This window comes from Chlorogloea sp. CCALA 695, assembly GCF_003003885.1.
Classification (GTDB): domain Bacteria; phylum Cyanobacteriota; class Cyanobacteriia; order Cyanobacteriales; family Chroococcidiopsidaceae; genus Aliterella.
On sequence record NZ_PVWN01000013.1, the window covers coordinates 54,470 to 74,089 of the forward strand.

19 protein-coding genes are annotated in these 19,620 nt (G+C 35.4%); all 19 read right to left on the bottom strand.

Annotation, left to right across the window (positions count from 1 at the left end):
• Positions 1-485 precede the first annotated feature (485 nt).
• Complete coding sequence (locus C7B70_RS09435; protein WP_106368800.1) at positions 486-1,025, bottom strand: WcaF family extracellular polysaccharide biosynthesis acetyltransferase; 540 nt, start codon at positions 1,023-1,025, stop codon at positions 486-488.
• Positions 1,026-1,105: 80 nt separating this feature from the next.
• Positions 1,106-2,071 carry a GDP-mannose 4,6-dehydratase gene (locus C7B70_RS09440; protein ID WP_106368801.1) on the bottom strand — a complete coding sequence of 322 codons (966 nt, stop codon included), beginning with the start codon at positions 2,069-2,071 and terminating at the stop codon, positions 1,106-1,108.
• 163 nt (positions 2,072-2,234) lie between these two features.
• The gene (locus C7B70_RS09445) at positions 2,235-2,735 is read right to left on the bottom strand and encodes a YdcF family protein (protein ID WP_233220874.1); all 501 of its coding nucleotides are present in this window, start codon (positions 2,733-2,735) and stop codon (positions 2,235-2,237) included.
• Between the two features lie 149 nt (positions 2,736-2,884).
• Positions 2,885-3,904, bottom strand: coding sequence for a DUF362 domain-containing protein (locus tag C7B70_RS09450; protein WP_106368802.1), 1,020 nt, complete (start codon positions 3,902-3,904; stop codon positions 2,885-2,887).
• 35 nt (positions 3,905-3,939) lie between these two features.
• Positions 3,940-5,097, bottom strand: coding sequence for a glycosyltransferase (locus C7B70_RS09455; RefSeq protein ID WP_106368803.1), 1,158 nt, complete (start codon positions 5,095-5,097; stop codon positions 3,940-3,942).
• A 33-nt stretch (positions 5,098-5,130) separates the two neighbouring features.
• Positions 5,131-5,832, bottom strand: coding sequence for a methyltransferase domain-containing protein (locus C7B70_RS09460; protein WP_106368804.1), 702 nt, complete (start codon positions 5,830-5,832; stop codon positions 5,131-5,133).
• 29 nt (positions 5,833-5,861) lie between these two features.
• Positions 5,862-6,668, bottom strand: coding sequence for a glycosyltransferase (locus C7B70_RS09465; RefSeq protein WP_106368805.1), 807 nt, complete (start codon positions 6,666-6,668; stop codon positions 5,862-5,864).
• 59 nt (positions 6,669-6,727) lie between these two features.
• Complete coding sequence (locus C7B70_RS09470) at positions 6,728-8,140, bottom strand: O-antigen ligase (protein WP_106368806.1); 1,413 nt, start codon at positions 8,138-8,140, stop codon at positions 6,728-6,730.
• Positions 8,141-8,367: 227 nt separating this feature from the next.
• Positions 8,368-8,565: a hypothetical protein gene (locus C7B70_RS09475; protein ID WP_106368807.1), complete on the bottom strand. Its 198-nt coding sequence runs from the start codon at positions 8,563-8,565 to the stop codon at positions 8,368-8,370.
• Positions 8,566-8,627: 62 nt separating this feature from the next.
• Positions 8,628-9,350: an FkbM family methyltransferase gene (locus tag C7B70_RS09480; protein ID WP_106368808.1), complete on the bottom strand. Its 723-nt coding sequence runs from the start codon at positions 9,348-9,350 to the stop codon at positions 8,628-8,630.
• A gap of 703 nt (positions 9,351-10,053) precedes the next feature.
• Positions 10,054-11,142 carry a glycosyltransferase family 1 protein gene (locus C7B70_RS09485; protein ID WP_106368809.1) on the bottom strand — a complete coding sequence of 363 codons (1,089 nt, stop codon included), beginning with the start codon at positions 11,140-11,142 and terminating at the stop codon, positions 10,054-10,056.
• Entirely contained in the window at positions 11,142-12,002 is an 861-nt protein-coding gene (locus tag C7B70_RS09490) for a class I SAM-dependent methyltransferase (protein ID WP_106368810.1), read from the bottom strand. Before C7B70_RS09490 ends, C7B70_RS09485 begins: the two co-directional genes overlap by 1 nt.
• A 136-nt stretch (positions 12,003-12,138) precedes the next feature.
• Positions 12,139-13,083: a hemolytic protein HlpA-like protein gene (locus tag C7B70_RS09495; RefSeq protein WP_106368811.1), complete on the bottom strand. Its 945-nt coding sequence runs from the start codon at positions 13,081-13,083 to the stop codon at positions 12,139-12,141.
• Positions 13,084-13,085: 2 nt separating this feature from the next.
• Positions 13,086-14,024 carry a hypothetical protein gene (locus tag C7B70_RS09500; protein ID WP_106368812.1) on the bottom strand — a complete coding sequence of 313 codons (939 nt, stop codon included), beginning with the start codon at positions 14,022-14,024 and terminating at the stop codon, positions 13,086-13,088.
• A gap of 87 nt (positions 14,025-14,111) precedes the next feature.
• Positions 14,112-14,969, bottom strand: coding sequence for a glycosyltransferase family 2 protein (locus C7B70_RS09505; RefSeq protein WP_106368813.1), 858 nt, complete (start codon positions 14,967-14,969; stop codon positions 14,112-14,114).
• 204 nt (positions 14,970-15,173) lie between these two features.
• Complete coding sequence (locus tag C7B70_RS09510) at positions 15,174-16,424, bottom strand: glycosyltransferase family 4 protein (protein WP_106368814.1); 1,251 nt, start codon at positions 16,422-16,424, stop codon at positions 15,174-15,176.
• Between the two features lie 96 nt (positions 16,425-16,520).
• A complete protein-coding gene (locus C7B70_RS09515; RefSeq protein ID WP_106368815.1) occupies positions 16,521-17,375 on the bottom strand; it encodes a methyltransferase domain-containing protein in 855 nt (284 codons plus the stop codon).
• Complete coding sequence (locus C7B70_RS09520; RefSeq protein WP_106368816.1) at positions 17,372-18,280, bottom strand: bifunctional 2-polyprenyl-6-hydroxyphenol methylase/3-demethylubiquinol 3-O-methyltransferase UbiG; 909 nt, start codon at positions 18,278-18,280, stop codon at positions 17,372-17,374. Before C7B70_RS09520 ends, C7B70_RS09515 begins: the two co-directional genes overlap by 4 nt.
• 56 nt (positions 18,281-18,336) lie before the next feature.
• On the bottom strand, positions 18,337-19,611 hold the full coding sequence (locus tag C7B70_RS09525; protein WP_106368817.1) for an ABC transporter ATP-binding protein: 1,275 nt from the start codon (positions 19,609-19,611) through the stop codon (positions 18,337-18,339).
• Positions 19,612-19,620 lie beyond the last annotated feature (9 nt).

The following is a 19,620-nucleotide window of genomic DNA, read 5'->3' on the forward strand; positions in this document are numbered from 1 at the left end:
ATGTTCTCATGAATTGATAAATATTTATTACTATTTACTGCGGCTTTTTTTACTCTTAGCAAAATTTGACCAAAATTACGCTTTTAAAAGAAAAATCATTACAAATTGTTTTGATATAGAAAAATCACAAAAAAGCGAAATTTACAATCCTAAGCCATTAAAACTCAGTAAATAGCAAAAATGTAAGGGGATGCACAATAAAAATTACACAAGGAATTTAGCTTACATTCTATTTGGGAACAAGTGTAATTATACTGAGAAATAAGTTTTTTTTGCTACTTGTTTTCAATTGAGATACGGTAGCACAAAATACATTTTTGTGCCTATATAGTTGTTAAATAATCAACGACATAACAACGTTTAAATATTAAAATAAAATATCAATAAACTTTAAGGTACAACACTAGATCCTAGCTATGGACATTGCAATAAAAATTAACTTAATTTATACTTTGAGCCTAGAATTATCGGTATTGAAACAAGTATCAAATTATACGTCGTTTTGAACTTTGAGCAGGGTTGCCAGCATAAATAGTCATAGGTTGGAGACTACGCCCAGTAACACTAGCTAAAGCTAAAACCGCCCCGGCTCCTACCGTAACACCAGGGCCAACGATCGCACGAGCCGCAATCCAGCTACCTTGTTCGATATGAATGGGGGCAGGAATAAGTTTAAAATTGCGATCGCTATAATCATGATTGCCCGTACACAAATACACGTCTTGAGATAGGCAAACATGGCTTTCAATCGTAATTTGGGCAACATTATCTAGCCAAGCATTTTCGCCAATCCATACATAGTCGCCTACAGTTAAGCGCCAAGGAAATTTTATCTTTACGCCGGGTTTAATAGTTACTTTTTGCCCAATTTCTGCACCAAAGCGGCGTAAAATCCAAACTTTGAAGTCTGTAAAGGGCAGCCAATAGCTGCGAAAGAGTGGAGAGCCAACAAAGTACCAAAGAAGTTGTTTAACTAGGGTCGCGCCGGGGGTATAAGTGCCAACAGTGTAATTGTCTAGACGCATTCGACTATATCTACGCAAGCTCTTTTGAAACTGACTTTAGTATCCCTTGAAAGTTCTCATCTATGGCGAAGTTGCTCAAATTATTTTTGTAATTGTGTCTGCTTTGCTTGGATCATCATTTGAACTATAGCTTTAAGCTTATGTTTTGCTTGCCATCCTAGCTTTTCTTTGGCTTTAGAGGGGTTAGCTCTACCTACAGCAATATCAGTAGGACGAAATAGACTAGCATCGCTGACAACGTACTCATGCCAATCTAAGCCTACACAACTAAAAACTGCGCCAATAAATTCTGCCAAAGAGCAACTCTCCCCTGTCGCAATGACATAATCATCTGGCTGCTCTTGCTGTAACATAAGGTACATAGCCTCTACATAATCAGCAGCCCATCCCCAATCGCGCTGAATGTCAATATTACCTAAATGTAATTTTTCCAGGCTCCCTTGGGCAATACGGCAAGCGGAGGAGACAATTTTTTGAGTAACAAATCGCTCTGGACGCAGAGGGGAATCGTGATTGTAGAGAATGCCAGAACAAGCAAATAAGCCGTAAGCTTCGCGGTAGTTAGCAACTTGCCAAAAAGCGGCAGATTTAGCTACAGCGTAAGGACTTCGGGGACGAAAAGGCGTAGTTTCATCGGCGGGTTTGTCGCTACTATCGCCAAAGCACTCACTAGAGCCAGCATTGTAAAATTTAATGGATTTACCCAAAAAACGAATCGCTTCTAGTAAGTTGAGAGTACCGATAGAAATACTTTCTAGGGTTTCTACGGGTTGCTCGAAGGAAAGACCAACAGAAGTTTGTCCGGCTAAATTATAAACTTCATCTGGTTGAATTTTTGCCAGTGCTTGCAATACGCTGCGAAAATCGTTGAGGGCGACGGATTCTAATTTTAAGCTTTCGCGAATGCCTAAACGGACAAGATTAGGGAAAGAGGATATTTGAGCATCGCGGGATGTGCCGCAGACCGTGTAGCCTTTATTCAGGAGTAGCTGGGCTAAGTACGCTCCATCTTGTCCTGATACTCCACAAATTAATGCTGTTTTCAAGAGCGTTAGTCTCCTTAATGGTGATGGGCGGAAGTATACTACTAATAGTAACTTTAACTTCCCAAAGTGCGATAGCGCAGGCGCGCCCGGTTACGGGCTTCGCATTTCTCAGCAGTAATTTTGAGGCTTTGTTGCCTTGCCTCTAAAGATGAGCTAAATCATGTTACTGATTTAAACTAGCACCCGTGCGTTTTGTACATATCCATAGCAATGCCCGACAAATATCACGCAGCACCCGCCACCATGATTCTACAGGTTTATCGGTGGGAATTGAAACCGGAGTAAAAGCGATTCCTTGACTGCCAAATATGATACATGCGATCGCTTTGGCTCGTCGCATATGATAGTCAGCAGTAATTAAGTATAGATGCTGAAAATGGCGTTTTTTAAAATCGGCAACTAGAGAAGTAAAGTTAGTCACAGTATCTATGGCACGACGATCAAGGTAGACTTTCTCAAGGGGAACTTTTGCGGTATTAAATGCCCAATTTGCTTCATTGGTAGGAGAACCAGAAGAAATCCAGATTTCTAGATCGGGGTGTATCTTAGCAAATTGAGCAGTAAATATTTCTCTTAACAAGTCGCCGCCCAAAGTGAAAACTGCTTGAGGGTTAGGAGCGCTAATTTGGGCGATCGCTAACCTAGTAGGAATAAAACTGACCAAACTTAAGATTAATGCGTAGCTAACCCAACAGGAAAAACGGTATCTTTTGCTCTTAAGAGACAAAATAGTCACTTTATAATTGTTTAACTAAGCCATAGTAATAGTTTTAAATGATTCGGCAACAGATAACCTTAAACACGAAAGTAGTGTTACATATTCAACGGTTCGGGTTGGGGTTTAACTGGTTTGCCAGCAATACTATAAAGAATATAGTGCAAAACTACTCGCCCAAACCAGGATTCATAACCAAACCAGGTGATAAAACGACTATGGAAACCAGCTAAAGAAATAAAATTACGCAAAGTCCGTTGAAGATGAAATGTATGAGTTCGTGCTTCTGCAGGAGATACATTGTATTTTATCTCATCTAGTTGTGAATGCATATCTCCTAGAGCTACGGCACGCCGGAGATGAGATACACGCTGCCAGGGAAAGCCCATCAATTTTGAAACATAGCGATCAAAAGTACCCGCATCACTAGCAGCAACGATCAAATCCATCCTAAGTGGGTCGCCGCCTTCCATAGGACCATTACGATCTAAAAAATACGTCCCGTCAGCAAGCACCACTGGTTTGAGAGCTTGATTAATCGCTACAATTGCATCATCAAAAATATAGTGACGGCGCAGGCGCATAATGTCTGGAATACACCCCCACTGGTTTTTATAACTCAAAGTCAAGCCAGTCATGCAATGAATTTTAGGAACTGGCATAGTAATAAAGATATCTGTCTCGTGTAACAAGCGCCTAGGTAAAGGAAGCTGAAATATCCGCCCGCGAGAACGAAAATCAATCATTTCTCTTTCCTCATCGCCCAAATTAATAACTTCTATGCCAAATTCATCTTCAAGACGATACAGCCCGTGACCTTTAAACGCTTCTGTGGCAAACCAAGCTCCATAACCCCCATCGGTTTCAACAATAGCTATTATGTGGGATGTATGTTCCCGCAATATTTTAACAGTCTCATAAATTACTACAGGAGAAGTTGTAACTCCGGGTTTGTAGTATGGGTAAGTAAGATTAGGCTTGATTGCTACCCTAGTTTTGCTAGAGATTTGAGATAAAATCCCACTTTGTTCCAAACAAAGTTTAATTGCCTTTGTTACATCTTCCTTTGAAGATTCTAAAAATACGCAATGCTGTTGAGAAGATGACTTGTTTTGCATACCAAAAATAGGCTCTGTTAGATTTACCTAAATAACTATTTCCAGGAGTAAAATATTTCTGCCATTTGTTTGACCAGTTCATCCCAAGATAAACTAGCCGACAGGGCAGGTAATTGAGCTTTGTAACTTTGATATAGCTCAACATCTGTTAGTAAATTTCTAATTCCATCGCTAATTGCGTCAATATTTTGCTCTACTACCAATCCCCCTCGGTCTTTTACTGCCTGAGACACGCCGCAGGTGTTAGTAACTAAAACAGGAACTCCTGCGGCGATCGCTTCTTGAACAGTATTACCCCAATTTTCATGAATAGACACTAACAGAAAAATGTCAGCATCTACGTAGGCAGATAATTTTTCATCCCCGTAGACAGCAGGTAGAAAATGAGTAAGTTTACTAATGCCGAGTTGCCGCGACAAGTTACGTAAGCCTCCTAGATATAGCTCTGATTCGGTTGGTCCAATAATAGCTAGTTGCCATTTTAGATCGACTACGTTAGACAGAGCTACGAGCAACTGTTCTATGTTCTTTTTCTTTTCAATGCGTCCTAGCCAAAGAATAAGCGGATCTTGTAGCGATAGTCCCCACTTTTGCCGGAATTTTCCTTTGGGTGGTAAATGCTGATATTCACTCAAATCAACGCCATTTGGTCTAAGTTGTAACTTCTCTAATGGAATACCAAACTTGATTGCATCATCCCACTCTATTTTTGAAGTTACGACAATAGCTCTTGCTGCTGCTAGTAGACGAGCGCCAAACAATTGATGATAAATACGTTTTAACTGCAAACTTTGAACAATAGGAATTAGCATTCCGCTTGGTTCAACACTGTAAGGGATATTATAGCGCTTGGCAAAACTAGCGATCGCTATCCCTAAAAAATCGTATAAGCCAATAATATGAATAGCATCAAATTGAGCTAAGTGCGCTTTAGCAAAAGCAAACACTGATGGATTTAAGGAAGCTTTACGAAAAGTTAACCAACTGCCTAGATAATATACGTTAACACCTGCAATTGTTTCTGTCCAATTGCGCCAGCTTGGAGTTTTATTACGCTCAATGACAGTACTCGTTACCACACTAACGCAATGACCTAATTTTGCTAGTCCTTCAGATAAGGCTATAGCGTTACCTACTGTTCCGCCAAAGGAGTAAGCAGGTTTATAATTCTGAACGCAAAGTAGAATACGCATCAAGAAATTAGTCCTAAAGCTATTGATTTTATTCTAGGATTTTGTGAGAACCATTAATGAATATCCACCCATTAATCGAACAGCAAGATTAGGATTTAAGGCATACATTAGTTGCCTGGGAACTTTTGCTAATCTTGTCTTAAATGATTTGGCTGCTAACTCAATTGCTCCAGCAGTGTAAAACCAGTCAACTATTTCATATCCTGTATCTTTTAGTATTGCCAAAGCTGTCTCTTTACTAAAATAATGAATATGTCCTACTTTTTCTCTTGCCGATAAAATTGGACTTACTCTGAGTATAGAAGAAACAGATAAATCCAAAGGGATGTGAAAGATTTGATAGCGGGATTTGGTGCTTATTTGTCTTAAGAAACTAAAACATTCTTCTATATGCTCAACCACGTCAATACATAATATTAAGTCATAAAATGCATTTTCATCTTTAGTTATATCTGTTAAATAAAAGTTTAATCTATCTTTTTCTCTGTCTCGGCACAATTTCCCAGCTTGAGGAGATATTTCATAGCCCGAAAACTGCACATTTTCAGGCATTTTAGTATATAGTTGATTTAAAATTTCTCCAGCACCGCATCCTACTTCGCTTATTGAGGTTATTTTTAAATCATTTTTCTCGATCATTTTGAAAATTTCTTGAGCTTTCCAAGGTGAATCTTCAACATCCCAAGTTGGATTATTATCAAGATACTTGCCTTGAGTATATAATTGGTGATACATACGAAAAATGAACCTTTCAATTTTTAAAGTTATGTTTTCAGTGAACTATTGATTTTGAGCTTGCCTGCAATCAAAGATTGTCTTAGCAATCGAATAATGTAGTGAGGAATATTTTTTATTCGCCATTGTAACACTACAAACCAATCATAGCTGCTTGGGAAATCGCCAATTTCTGTAAGTATTTTTTGAACTTCGGCTTGCATTTCCTTGGCTTTGGTGTTGCTAAGTTGGGTTGAATGAATTCTAAAACACGCTACTGGTTCTGCATCAAAAAATGTAAACACTGCACCATAATTGAGCGCTCGAAAATAAAAATCGTAATCAGCGCTTAACCAGTAATTTTCATTAAACCCCATTAGTTGCTGATAAACTTGCTTGCGAAAAATTGTAGATTGCTGGGAAAAACCAAGAATTACGCTTTGAAATAAAGAACGTAGTTGCTTCGGATAGGCGGGAGCAAATGAATAGATAAAACGACCGCAAACATCTGTAAAGTCACAGTTACTATAAACAATATCTGCCTTAGCAGTATGACCGCAAGCAATTACCTGAGCTAAACTATTTGGATATAACCAATCATCTGAATTGATATAAGCTAGCCACTCAGTATCGCACTCGTGTAAGCCAATATTAATTGCCCTATACATATTACCTGGTTCAGCGTATAAAACTTTTACATTCCAGCGCTCACAAATATCCAACGTATTATCTGTAGATCCACTATCAACTACGATGATGCTAATATTTACATCTTTTTGCGATCGCAAAGAAAGTAATGTCATATCCAGCGTTTTACCACTATTTAAAGTAGGAATAACGTAACTGATTGTATCCATAACTGTTTTTATTTCTCCAACTACTGATAAGAATTGCTGTATTTTTTAAGTAATTACTATTAAAATTCTTCTTGAATTGAGCGGTCTAATTTTGCAAAATTTATTTTAAAACATAAGCCAAATAGTAAAGGAACTACCAGATTCCAATAAGTAGGTTGATTTAATAAAGCATATAAAAGACTTGCGAGCGCTGCCGAATTTATCTTTAATATTTCTTGATATACCTCATTATATCGATTTGATTTCGTAGCTTCAAAAGCATATCTGCCGAACCAATTAACCAATTTTAAACTTTGATTTATTCTGCTCCAAAATATAGATAAAAACCCTACAGTACCTAGGATACCAACCTCGGTTAATAACCGAAATAACATAGAATATCCATCATGCTGATTAAGGCGTGTTTCAATTCCTCTTGCCAAAGCTGCTGATTCATAAGATTGACTAATATTTCCCAAGCCAACTCCCAGTAAGGGATTCTTTTGCAAAGAATATATAGCTGAATTGTAAGCGTTTAAAATTACTTGTACGCTCAAATTACTATCATTATCATAATATCCAGTTTGAGCAAATTCAACTAGATATTTTAATCTATTTTGAACTATAGGATCGAGATAATCTTGGAATTGGATTAGTAGAACTATTGTACTAGCTATGATCATAGCTCCACTTAATATAATTATAAATACATTTACTATTGATAAAGATTTACCTGAATTAGATTTCCTTTTAATAATAAAGAAACCAGCAATTATTATCATTAAGAAGTAATTAGTGACCGATTTAGTTAGTATGTTTGCAGCAATAATTAATAACAAAATTAAATAATTGTAAATCCTGAAATTTTTATTAATAAATACTACGGACATAATTGAAGCAAATACTGGAAGGGTAAAGGAGCCTAATTCTCTTGGCTCAACCATAATTCCTCTGTATCTATCGTCAGAAGCTAAATCTGCTAGTAATGGAGTATTATAAGGAATTTGTGCAGTAATAGACTTAAGAAATTCATGCAAATAATTATGATGTAAAATAGTTGTAATTCCAAATTCAATAATTACCATTGCTGAAGCAAATATAGATATTTTAATATAATCATTAAAGAATATATGAGATTTGTAAGGATTTCTATTAACGGCAGAAACAGTGTAATAAACAGCAATTAGAATTATAAGAGAAACAAGAACTCCTATCGATTTGTACAAAGAATAGGTTTCGTCAACTAAAAAACTTAAAATTGTAGATGCTAGAGCAAGACTGAAAAAAATAACAATAGTATAGACTGAGCTTGTGTTTCCTAAAACCAACTTACCTTGTATGCCTTTTAGAAAAACAAAAAGTGTTAATACAAATAAAATAATCGGAAGTGGTAGTTGAATAAATCCCAATCCTTCTTGCTGTAATGCAAAAGCTGAAAATGGCAATAGGTATATAGCGAAGCGAAGCAAGTTGTCTTCAAAGCTTAGTTGCATACTTACATTCTCTTAAACTTTGTAGGTGTTAAAGTTGCTAAATCTGCATGGGCAGAAAGTATTACTAATAAAATCAATTAAATTTGACAATGATAGAATAATCTTACATTTATTTTAATTTATTATTTGTAATAGTTTGGGAGCAATTTATTATAATGTACAAATATTTTTTTTACTACTTTGAGTTTTGTACTTAGTAGATCAATAACCTATATTACAAGCCCAACTTAAGACAGTTGCTCCTGATAAATAGATGAATAGCGCTGGGCCTGAATATCAAGTGTAAACTCTTGTTCTACTTTCTCACGGGCGCGATTGCTTAATTTACTGTGACGCTCGGTATCCTCTAGTACCCAAGAAATTCCTTGAGCTAAATCTTCGATAACGAAAGGTTGTGCCAGATAGCCATTTTGCGCTTGATGCAAAAAACAAGCTCAAGCTACACCACAAGTACCGCCTCTACCCTCAGAATGACTAACTAATACTTTCATTTTTTAAAGAAAATTCCATCTAGCTGAAGCAGTCTACCTGTTTTTGGGTCAGTGAATCCAGGAATAAATGCATGAATTTCATAGTCTAATGCTTCCATGAACTCTATCATCTCCTTGAAAAGAACTTGATTATTGTAAAGAGGTACTAAAGATAACTCCATTTGTATGCCATTGATTATTGGTAAAATTTGAGTTGCCCCTTCAATAACTTGCTTTTCAAAACCTTGTACATCTATCTTCAAAAATATTGAATTAATGTTTTTGGCAATATATTTCTTAGCAATATTATCTAGCCTGCTTAAGTTAACTATTTCCGCGTCGCAGTACGTGGACTCAGGGGCAGCTGTTGCGTGGTATTCTAGCATATCTAAAATAGAACTACTAACGCCGTTAGCAGAAATATTAATTCTAATCTTGTCTTCTTTGTTTCCAATTGCGCTGCGCGGTGCAATATCCCATAAAGGATCTTTGCTACTCATAGTTTGTAACTGTGAGTATGCAGTTGATAAGGGTTCAAATGAAACTATCTTTTTACAATAGCCGAGGTTGCGAAGATATTTAGCATACTGCCCAATATTAGCTCCTACGTCTAAAACCAAATCAATATTATGGTAGTTTAAAAAATGTTGAAGTCTAGCTGTTTCTGATGCCGAAGGAGCATATCTTCTAAACTCAAATCCTAAAAACTTAATGACTTTTCTGAGGTTATCTTTAAACATAAAAAATTTATTTTTGTACTAAAAATACGATATGGTTTTGCCTTTATTGCCAATCAAAAATTTTGTTTGTAGCTTTAATTTTCCATCCTTATTAGCCCAGTTATGATAAATAAACTACCAAATACTAAATTTAACCACTCCATAATATTGCTTATTACTTCTGAAAAACTAAACGGCTCGCTTGCTTATTTTTTTTAAAGCTCTGAAATAAAGCTATTATGTTTCATTAATTTAACACCAATTTCGTTGTGTCGATAATGCTCAAGTGAAGCTTGACAAAAATAAAAAAATAATTCGCCGGCATACAGTGTGGTTTTTAGCCACATAATTTTATACATTTCAGCTTCTCCAACTTGTTCTTTTTACTCTTTGGGTGGAATTGGTTGTAACCTATAATAAAAGGTTTGTAAAACATTTTAAGTAATATTTGTCATTATTGGTTAAATTAATTGAGGTTAATAGACACCACTTTTTTTATTATCAGAACACGGTTGCCCACTGAACAAGGTAGTTCATCATATTTTTTGAAAGAAAGCTTTTTTATTATTTGCTTTAAAATATTGGATAAAGAATGCTTGTAGTTACGGCTTGCGTAGTTATAAATCCATGATTTAATTTTAAAAAGGGAGTAAAGTTTTGCTCCAAATATTATATGTTTTAGAAAACGTACACATTTAAAGAAGTTAGCTACTTTTTCCTTGCTTCAAGTAACAGAGCGATAAATATCAAAAGTTTGGGCTACAGTTTTATCCCAGCTAAACATGTTTGCTCTTTGGTATCCTTTAGCTATTAGGCGCTCGCGTTCTAGAGAATTATCAATTAGAGAAAGCAGAATATCGGCTAAGTCCAGTGTAGCTTGAGGATTAAACAATATGCCTGCATCACCCACTACTTCAGGAATGCTCGAACAGTCAGAGGCAATAGCAACGGTACCGCAGGACATAGCTTCTAAAGGAGGAATACCAAACCCTTCATATAAAGAGGGATAAACAAGAGCAATGCTACAACGGTATAACTTTGCTAAGTGACAATCGTTAGGGTAACTATAGTGTTCAATATGATTTGCAAGCTTAAACTTACCAATCAATTTTTTTTCTCTTTGGTTAATAGGTTGACCGACGACGCACAATGCTAGATCGGAGCGCACACTGACAGCTTTAGCAAAAGCTGATAACAAACTATTAAAGTTTTTGTACTTACTATTGCGCTCTCCTACATAAAGGTAGTAAGGTCGAAACGGGACAGATTCAGTACCATAAGCAATACTTGCATTTATGCTAGAAGCTAGATAAGTAACTTTTACTTGGCTTTCTGGCAATGAATATCTTTCTAATAAATCTTTTTTAGTATTTTCAGAAATACAAATAATAATTTGTGCGGCATAAATAGCTTTTCGCTTTTTCTCCGCTTGCCAACCGCTAACATCTATTTGTTCAGAAAAAAGTTCATGGATCATGTCCCAAACTGTTAAAACAACTGGACAATTATATTTACTAATCTCTTGCCGAGTGAATAACGAATAGTAAGTTGGGTGAGCAATATCGAATTTGTTAGAGTTACTAACAGAATTAAAATAATATTGTTCTAGCAATGAGGAAATCCATGCAAGTTTTAACTTCTTATACTTAAATAGCTGAAGATTCGGATGAGATGGGTAATTTACTCCAGAATCGTAAGTTGTTAGTAAAGGGGTACAATTTTCCGGCAATTTACTAATTATGTTGTGAAAATACCTACTAACACCTCGATTAGGCGATACTTTATAAACTAGCCCATCATAAAAAATCCGCATTATTTAATCTCCTGTTTAGACCCTAAGAAAGAATATGGTCTGCCTGGATGATTGCAATTTTGCGATAAATAATGACGATAAAACTTCTCTATATAAGGTAGCTTGGAAATAATTTTTGCTGGTAATTCTCCAATTTTTATAGCTAATCGTTCAAAAAAAAGGTTTTTGAGATCCAAGTTAGATAAAGGAAAGTGATTGATAACGGTGTCAAAAGGAGCCAATAAATTCAATACTATTATCCCTGACTGCTCAATTGCTAATATGTAATCTTTTAAAAGATACGCATTTTCACCTCCATGAAGCTTGTGTAAAAGATGCTCATCAAGGAAAGTTTTCAATTGTTCATTATTACTAACAACGTGTTCTCTAGTTGCTAGTAATAATCCTTTAGGTTTTAATACTCTTGAGCATTCCGATAAACCTTTACGTAAATCGGTGAAATGATGTAAAGCTTGACGTGCGTAAATAATATCAAATGTTGCATCTGCAAAAGGTAATGATTCAGCAAAAGCCTGGTGAGTAGATATTGAACCGTTACTAACTACAGACGCTAACTTTTTTGTTGCACCTAACCCTACATCTTCGCTCTCATCAGGATCTATCGCATAAACTTCATGTCCGAGCGATGCAAAAGCATAAGAGGCGATGCCGTTACCACAACCAATATCTAGTATTTTCAGCTTCTTATCTATGTTATCTATACGTAGAAATTTTATAACTTCAGTAAATTCTTCACTAAATGAAAAGCGTTTAGCAGCAGTAAGATTATTTTCATCAAGATAGCAAAGTTTAACCATTTCAGAATACTGTGGTTGCTCTCGTAGCCAACTAACAGAATCTTCGTATGTGTATTTAGACATGAGTTAAAGAGTGTTTGAAGGGTATAACAGTAATAAGTGTCTAGTAGTTATTTAAAGCCTTTAAGTGTTAAAACACCTTAGTTATCCAAACAATATATTTTCTCATTCGCTAAGAGCAATGTTTAATATTAAGAGTTTAAGTCTGTAATCTTTTTTTAACCCTATCCCTAATTCTCTTAAGTAGCGTAAGTTTGAAAAAATTAATATCTATTGATTGTGATGACATATCAATACAGGCATGAGATAGTTCATAGGTCATTTGATTTAAAAGTATATTGGGAGTAACAAATTTCGGATGCTTAAAGTTATTTGTGTCAATTGCATAGGTAGGCATATTTATACAAATGTTTCTCTGAGTCTCAGCATGTGTGCCAACAAATCCTATATTTGAAATAAGGTTTACTCTTGGTACTATCGCTAGACTATTTTGGAAAATACAAGTATACCACCACTGTATATCCCAAGTATTAAAGTTATCTTTAATTAATTGAAACATATTTTCATAATACTGGGCTATTCTTTTGTTAGAAAAAATCCATTTTAGTTGGTTATTGGATTTGAATGTTTCCCAATTTTGTATATCAACGTCATATAATCTCCAAGCTCTTTTCCAAGTTGCCCAGCCCCACACAGGGTAATAATTAGAAAAAAAATAGCTTTCCTCAATGTTAACTTTATTGTGCAAATAATTTGTTCCGCAAATCATCATTATTCTGGTATCGCTGTTGTAATACTCTAGCATTTTTTCACAAAATCTGAAAAAATCTGGGTGTGGAACACAGTCATCTTCAAGAATAATTGCTTCTTCTACAATATTAAATACCCAATTTAAACCACTTGAAACACGCAATTTACAACCCAGATTGACATCAGAATAATTTTTAAAAACCTCACAATCCCAATCAACTTTCTCAACAATTGCTCTAGCTTTCTCGCATCTTTCTACTTCTTCAGGGAATCTTGCCCCATCAGCAACCACTAATAATTTTTTAGGTTTGGCTTGGCGAATTCCTTCAAATACGATTTTTGTTAGTTCTGGACGATTGAATATGAGAAAAGCAACTGGTGTTGAAAAAGACATAACTAATTAAGAATTTTTTTAATTTGTTTAGCAGTACGCTTAATTTTCTGCCTAATCTCAGATATTGTAGTAATTTTATCAATTAATATTTTAATGAATGGGTTACTTTTTCTCAATCTAATTTCATAAGTGAGAAACCTTTTAAAATTACCTCTCGCAAAATTGCGTTCTAATTTTTGGTTTTTAAAAGTATAGTTACACGCAGGTAAGGTGTAGAGATACATTTCTTTTTCGGGCAATTTCTTATAATTTGAAAAAGATTCTTCATCTTGATCGTAACTATCAAACTTAACTTTGCGATGGGAATAATTATGATTTTGATGTACGATCATAAAAGTGTCTGATAAATCTATTACTTTAAATCCTTTAAGCCTGCCATTGTAAATCATCCATAAATCCCAGCCCGCTCTTCCTACCATCAAATCTGGGATGTCTCCGTTTTGATATTGAGATTTAGGAAAAGCAAAAAAGTCACTGCCACTTTGGTCAAATGGAGGAATTACTCCAGATTCAACTACTAAACTGTCAAGTTCAGCTTCCCAGTTGGGGGTAAAGTTTATTGGTTCATCTAAATCTATATTTTGTCTTTGACCAACTATTAAGTAGTTGTTTTTCAATAGATTATGTATTTTTGTCAGGCTTTGAATAAACTTAGAATAGATGATTATATCAGCATTAATGAAACAACAAACTTCATTACTAGCTACATCTCTAGCTTTTTCAAACATATCATTGATAAAAGGAGTTCCTTGACGGGAAGTTTTGATGTCAGGTATATGAATAAGCTCTAATTCTTCAGCTATTTCGCTGGCTCCTGTGCAATCTCCAAATAATATTATCTCAGTTTCTTCATGGGCTATTTTCCAGCTTTTGATTGCATTGATTTGAGCAACTTTAGTTTTACCTGTAAAATCTTTTGCTGTTGTAAAAAATGTGATCATCTCTGTCTCTCCAAAATAATTACAAATTTTGATTAATAACAACTAATTTAAATTCCAATCCTTAAAATTAATCTATTTCTTAACTGATTAAAGCATGGATATAGCAGCATCTACCCAACAACGAGCGTATTTATAGTAAAAATAACGTTTAAGAATCTTCAGCAAAAGTCTCACTGGTAAGGAACGATTTTCGTTAATTTTTGGAGTATAAATTTGCTTAAAAATATTTTGATATGCTAATACGCATTCTTCACTAGCATAAGTTTCTACTACCTTCACAATTTCCTGGGATCTTGGCAATCCTCCTGTACCTGTTTTATGATTATCGTGTATTCTATATATTGAGAAATAATCACGAATAGGTGTAAATTCGCAGATTTTACTTGCTCTAATAAACCATTCCCAATCTAAAGCATAATTATATGATTCATTGATTTCACCTGCCGTTTCCCATAAACTCCGCGACCAGAAAGTGCTAGGTTGAACAATATAATCCAAATAAGTCAATTTATCTAAGTCGAAATTAGGCGGTAGATAACCAGAGGTATTTTCTTTACCCTCAGAAAAATGCAAGCAGCCTCCGTATATCAATTTAGGTTTTGTTGAGGTTTCTATCAAGTTAGCTACTTTTGATAAAGTACAGGGTAAGTACATATCATCAGAATTTAGCCAAGCTAGGATATCTCCTTTCGCTATTCTAAACCCTTTATTAATAGCATTAGCTTGACCTTGATCTGCTTCAGAAACATAGTAGGTAATTGAATGAGCATATTTATTGATAATATCCAGAGTGCAATCAGTACTACCACCATCTATTACAATTAACTCTAAATTGGAGTAATATTGACCCAGAATAGATGTAATAGTCTGTTCAATATAACTGCCTTGATTGAAAGAAGGAATAACTATCGATATTAATGGTGCATTTAATTTAGGATAATTCATAATTTTAAAAACTCTGTATAAAAACAAATAACTAGCTTCTGTGTTTGCTTATTTCAAATTTTTCTGGTGCTGCTTGAGCTAATAATTACCCGCTTGTCGAGTGACAAATTACAAATTTTTTTTTACAAGCAAAGTCAGCATATATTTTACATCAAATAAAATCGTCCAATTGACAAGGTAATTACAAATAAAAAACGAACCCACCTAATTTATCAGCAATTGATGATACAGATTAATATACTGTTGAGCCTGGAGTTGCAATGAATACTCTGCTAACGCGATCGCTCGACATTGTTGACTCATATGATTGCGTAGATTTTGATCCTCTAATAGTTTTACTATTCCAGTAGAGAAATCTTGTGCATTCTCAGGTTCTGCCAAGTAGCCAGTGATTCCTGGACGTACTAGGTCAGAAACGCCCCCAGCATTGAAGGAAACCATGGGCGTTCCACAAGCCATACTTTCTTGAAGCACTAGAGGCAGATTATCGGCACGAGTGGGGAAAACAAATAAATCAGCAGATGAATAAGCAATTGCCTTGAGGCGATCACTACCTATATAACCAAGGTTAAAAGTGTTTATTCCCAAAGTTTCTATACTAACGGTACTATCATCACCAATAGTCAATAGCACGATTTCAGCCTTGAGAGATTTAGGTAAACAAGATAGGGCTTTGAGTAATAAATCGCTCCCCTTTCGTCGGTCAGTTAGACTTTGCGCTCCAAACATCAACACTTTTTTCCCCACTGGTAGACCCAGTAAGGTTCTACATTGCTCCTTTTCAAGTGGCTGATAAACATTTGTGTCAATACCATAAGGGATATGATAAATCGGAAAGCGATTAAGCATACTCTGTCGCGCTTGCTCAGTCAACCATACGCTGGGGGCAACAATTGTGAGTTTAAAGCGGCTATAAATCCAGCTTTTTATTTTCCACTCTAAGTGAGTAGCATCCCTCTCAACAGCAGGCTGTGAATTAGGATAAGGACATTTCCCACATCCAGTTTGCCACCTTGAACAGTCATAACTGTAAGCACAGTGTCCTGTGAAACTCCACATATCGTGTAGCGTCCAGACAGCAGCTTTATCTTCTGTCAAGTTAGGGAGAGCAAGATAGGAAAAATAGTCACTATGGAGATTGTGAAAATTTAAAATAGAGGCACGATTAAAATAGTCTTTCTTTGCCAATAGTAGTGAAGATATATTTCCAATATCATTCAAACCAATTTTTTTACAACCCTTAGACAAGACACGTTCAAACTTGTTTGGCTGCTCAAGTTTTTTATAAGTTTTTGAAGCCTTAAGGCTAGAATCACTATTATTAAATATTTTTCCATAAGCTAAAGTAGAATCAATCCCTAGGTCAACCAATCCCTGGTGAAGACGATCTGAAGCAATAAATGCTCCTCCAATACCGCCCCATGTATTAATATGTAATACGCTAAGTGATTTCATCACTTATCTTCCTCTTTATTTAGAGGAGGAACTGTATAAGCTATAATTGGCAAGTGCTGTCTCATTAACGTTACCCAACGAATTAATATAAAGCATTCATGTAGCTGGTTTTATTGCTTCCATAAACAAAGAGTCAGGTTTGTAAACTGTGCCATCTATTTCTGTGTCTAGCTTAAAGCTGTTCCAGTCTGTTAGATAGCTTTCAGTGGCATTACGCTGAACTATATTTTCAAAACCACATTTTTCTAATAATACTGACAGCGAGTAGCTATCATACATCCACTGATGGATTTCACCACTTTGCCTAAAGCGTCCAATTTGAAGAGCAGTGTATTCTTTAGCCAACAAAAGTTTAATTAAGGACTCTCGGCGGTAAGTTGAATAGCGAAAAAAAAGGTATACCTTTTTTAAAACCTGCTTAGGCTTACTTTCTATCACTACAGGAACTTGAGACTTTTGGCGTTGTTGATGTCCAAATGCGATCAATTTTTTTGCTTCACTTCCGCAGCGACTAATTACAAATTCTTCATTGGTAATCTTATCTTTGAAGAGGTAGTCAGCCATGTATCCACCAGCTTTGTTCCTTACTGTTTGGTCATACATCTCTAGTAAAACCCACTCATAATTTGATTGCCATTCTTGAGGAGAGTTGCTAACTTTTTCAAAAGCTGTTAAATACAGGCGTGCAATTTGCTCTAAATCGGGAATAACTACTCTCAAAATGCCTTTAGGACGCAGTACACGATAACATTCTTTTATAAATGGTTCAGCTAGTGATTTTGGAAAATGTTCTAGTAAATGAGAGTGATATACTAAATCAAAAAACCCATCAGGAAATGGAATTCCTTCACTAAGGTTGCAAGATATAACTTCTTTAGCCTGCGAGTCAAAATCAATATTAGTCCACTTAGGATGGAAGCGGCTACCGCATCCGAGATTCAGATAATTCATCTAATTTTGCGGAATTGCACATATAAACTTTGCCCAGTCAAAAATTTCCTAATACCTGCATTAAGTAGTAGTTTGTAAGGATTCAGAGTATAACGATTAAACAACAGTTTTGCCCAAGGAGACACAGACTGTAATTTATTACTATATGAAGTAACATACCCTGACACGTGATATTTAGCTAGTGGTTCCCGAATAACTTTTTCGAGTCTTATAGGAAAAATATTTTCTAAAGCTCTAAGTGAAGCCTCTGACCATTGCGTCATGTGATGTGGAGGCATATCAAGTAAAGTGTATTGGTATTTTAGGAAGCTTTCTGAATTGGGTACACATAATATCAAAATGCCATTTTTCTTTAAGATTTTAAGAGATAGTTTAATAAAATTTCTCGGATTTGGCGTGTGTTCGAGAACTTGAAAACTACAAACAGCATCCGCAGATTCAGGATATAAATCAGCAAAATCCTGCAAACTCATGTACTTTACGGGCAATTTTTTTTGTTGAGCAATCTTAACTGCTGCTGCATTGAGTTCGATGCCTGTAACGTCGAATCCAGCGTCTAATCCTGCCTGTACAAATGAGCCGAATGCACATCCTATTTCTAGGATATGCTTACACTTTAAAAAGTTACGTAAAGCAATTTTATGCTCCCACTTCTCAGGCATATAAAACCAATCAAATTTCTGTAATTGTTCGTAGAGTTTACCAGAACCTGCAATATTTGGCGGTGAAAAGAACTTTAAATACGTTTGATTACATTGATACAAATAAACTTGTCTGTAACCTTGAAGTTCAGCAGTAATATCTATATGAAAGTCTCGCTGCCAATCATTTATAAGTTGAGACGATTCAATAGTTTTTACCAGCGTTATATCCTTAGAACCAGTGAGGGGACTTACAACAACCATAGCTACTTCCTTAATTTTATTATTTAGTTGACTTTTTATTAAAGTCTAATTAGTCTTTACAACTGTTGTATGCTCCATCCACAATTTGCGAACACACATCCATAATCTAAACCTTCATACATTGAGAACTCAGACCCTATATCCGTAATAGTAAAGCTACATACATTATCTAACTGATCTACAACTTGAATTTTTGGAATGTGCATTGCTATCAAAAATGAATATTGACCAGGAGTCAAAAATGTATCAGGTATTTTAAGAGTTGCTACAAAAGTATTTTTATTGTAATCCAAGCTTTCAGGTTGCTTTAATGCAGTTTGACTAGTAAATACTTTTCTTCCAATTTTATCTTTTACCGCAATTCCTAGTAAAACATCATTTAAGTTCTTTTTAATTTTGTAGATAATTTCCAAATATATGGGTTCATTATGGGTAAATACTCCGGTGGAAAGCCCGGAAGCATTAATAGTTTTAGCCTCGCTGACAAAAACGCTTTTTTCTGTTTCTAATAATTCTGCTCGAACGAAATTATTTTCTTCACCTAAACCTATCGTTTTTATATAAAAAGAGATAATATGTTCAGCATTTCCTTCTTGAACTACAGAACCTTTATTTAGCATCAAAGCTTTAGTACAAAGTTGAGTAATCATTCCCATTTGGTGACTAACGAACAAAACTGTCCGTCCTTCTTTTCCAACTTCTTCCATCTTTCCCAAGCATTTCTTCTGAAACTGAGTATCGCCTACCGCTAATACCTCATCTATAATCAAAATTTCTGGCTCTAAATGCGCTGCTACAGCAAAAGCGAGACGTACATACATCCCTGAAGAATAACGCTTTACTGGTGTATCTAAAAACTTTTCTACTTCAGCAAAAGCAACTATTTCATCAAACTTTTTTTTAATTTCAAACTTGCTCATTCCCAAAATAGAACCGTTGAGATAGATATTTTCTCGTCCGGTTAATTCGGGGTGAAATCCTGTGCCTACTTCTAATAAACTTGCTATGCGCCCTTTAATTGAAATGCGCCCTGTTGTAGGTTCGGTAATGCGGCTGAGAACTTTGAGTAAAGTTGACTTTCCTGCGCCATTTCTACCAATAAATCCTACACGATCGCCTTGTTTGATTTCAAATGATACATCTTTTAATGCCCAAAATTCTTCTAAGTCTGGGAGCGGTGCTTTTTTGGCAAAAGGATTCAATGCCTGACGACTAATAGACTTTGCTGTACTAGCTAATACATCCCGTAACGTTGCGTAATGCTCTTGCTTTTGCTGACCTAAAATGTATTTTTTGCTGAGATTTTCAACTCGAATTACTGTATCTGACATTTTTGTATT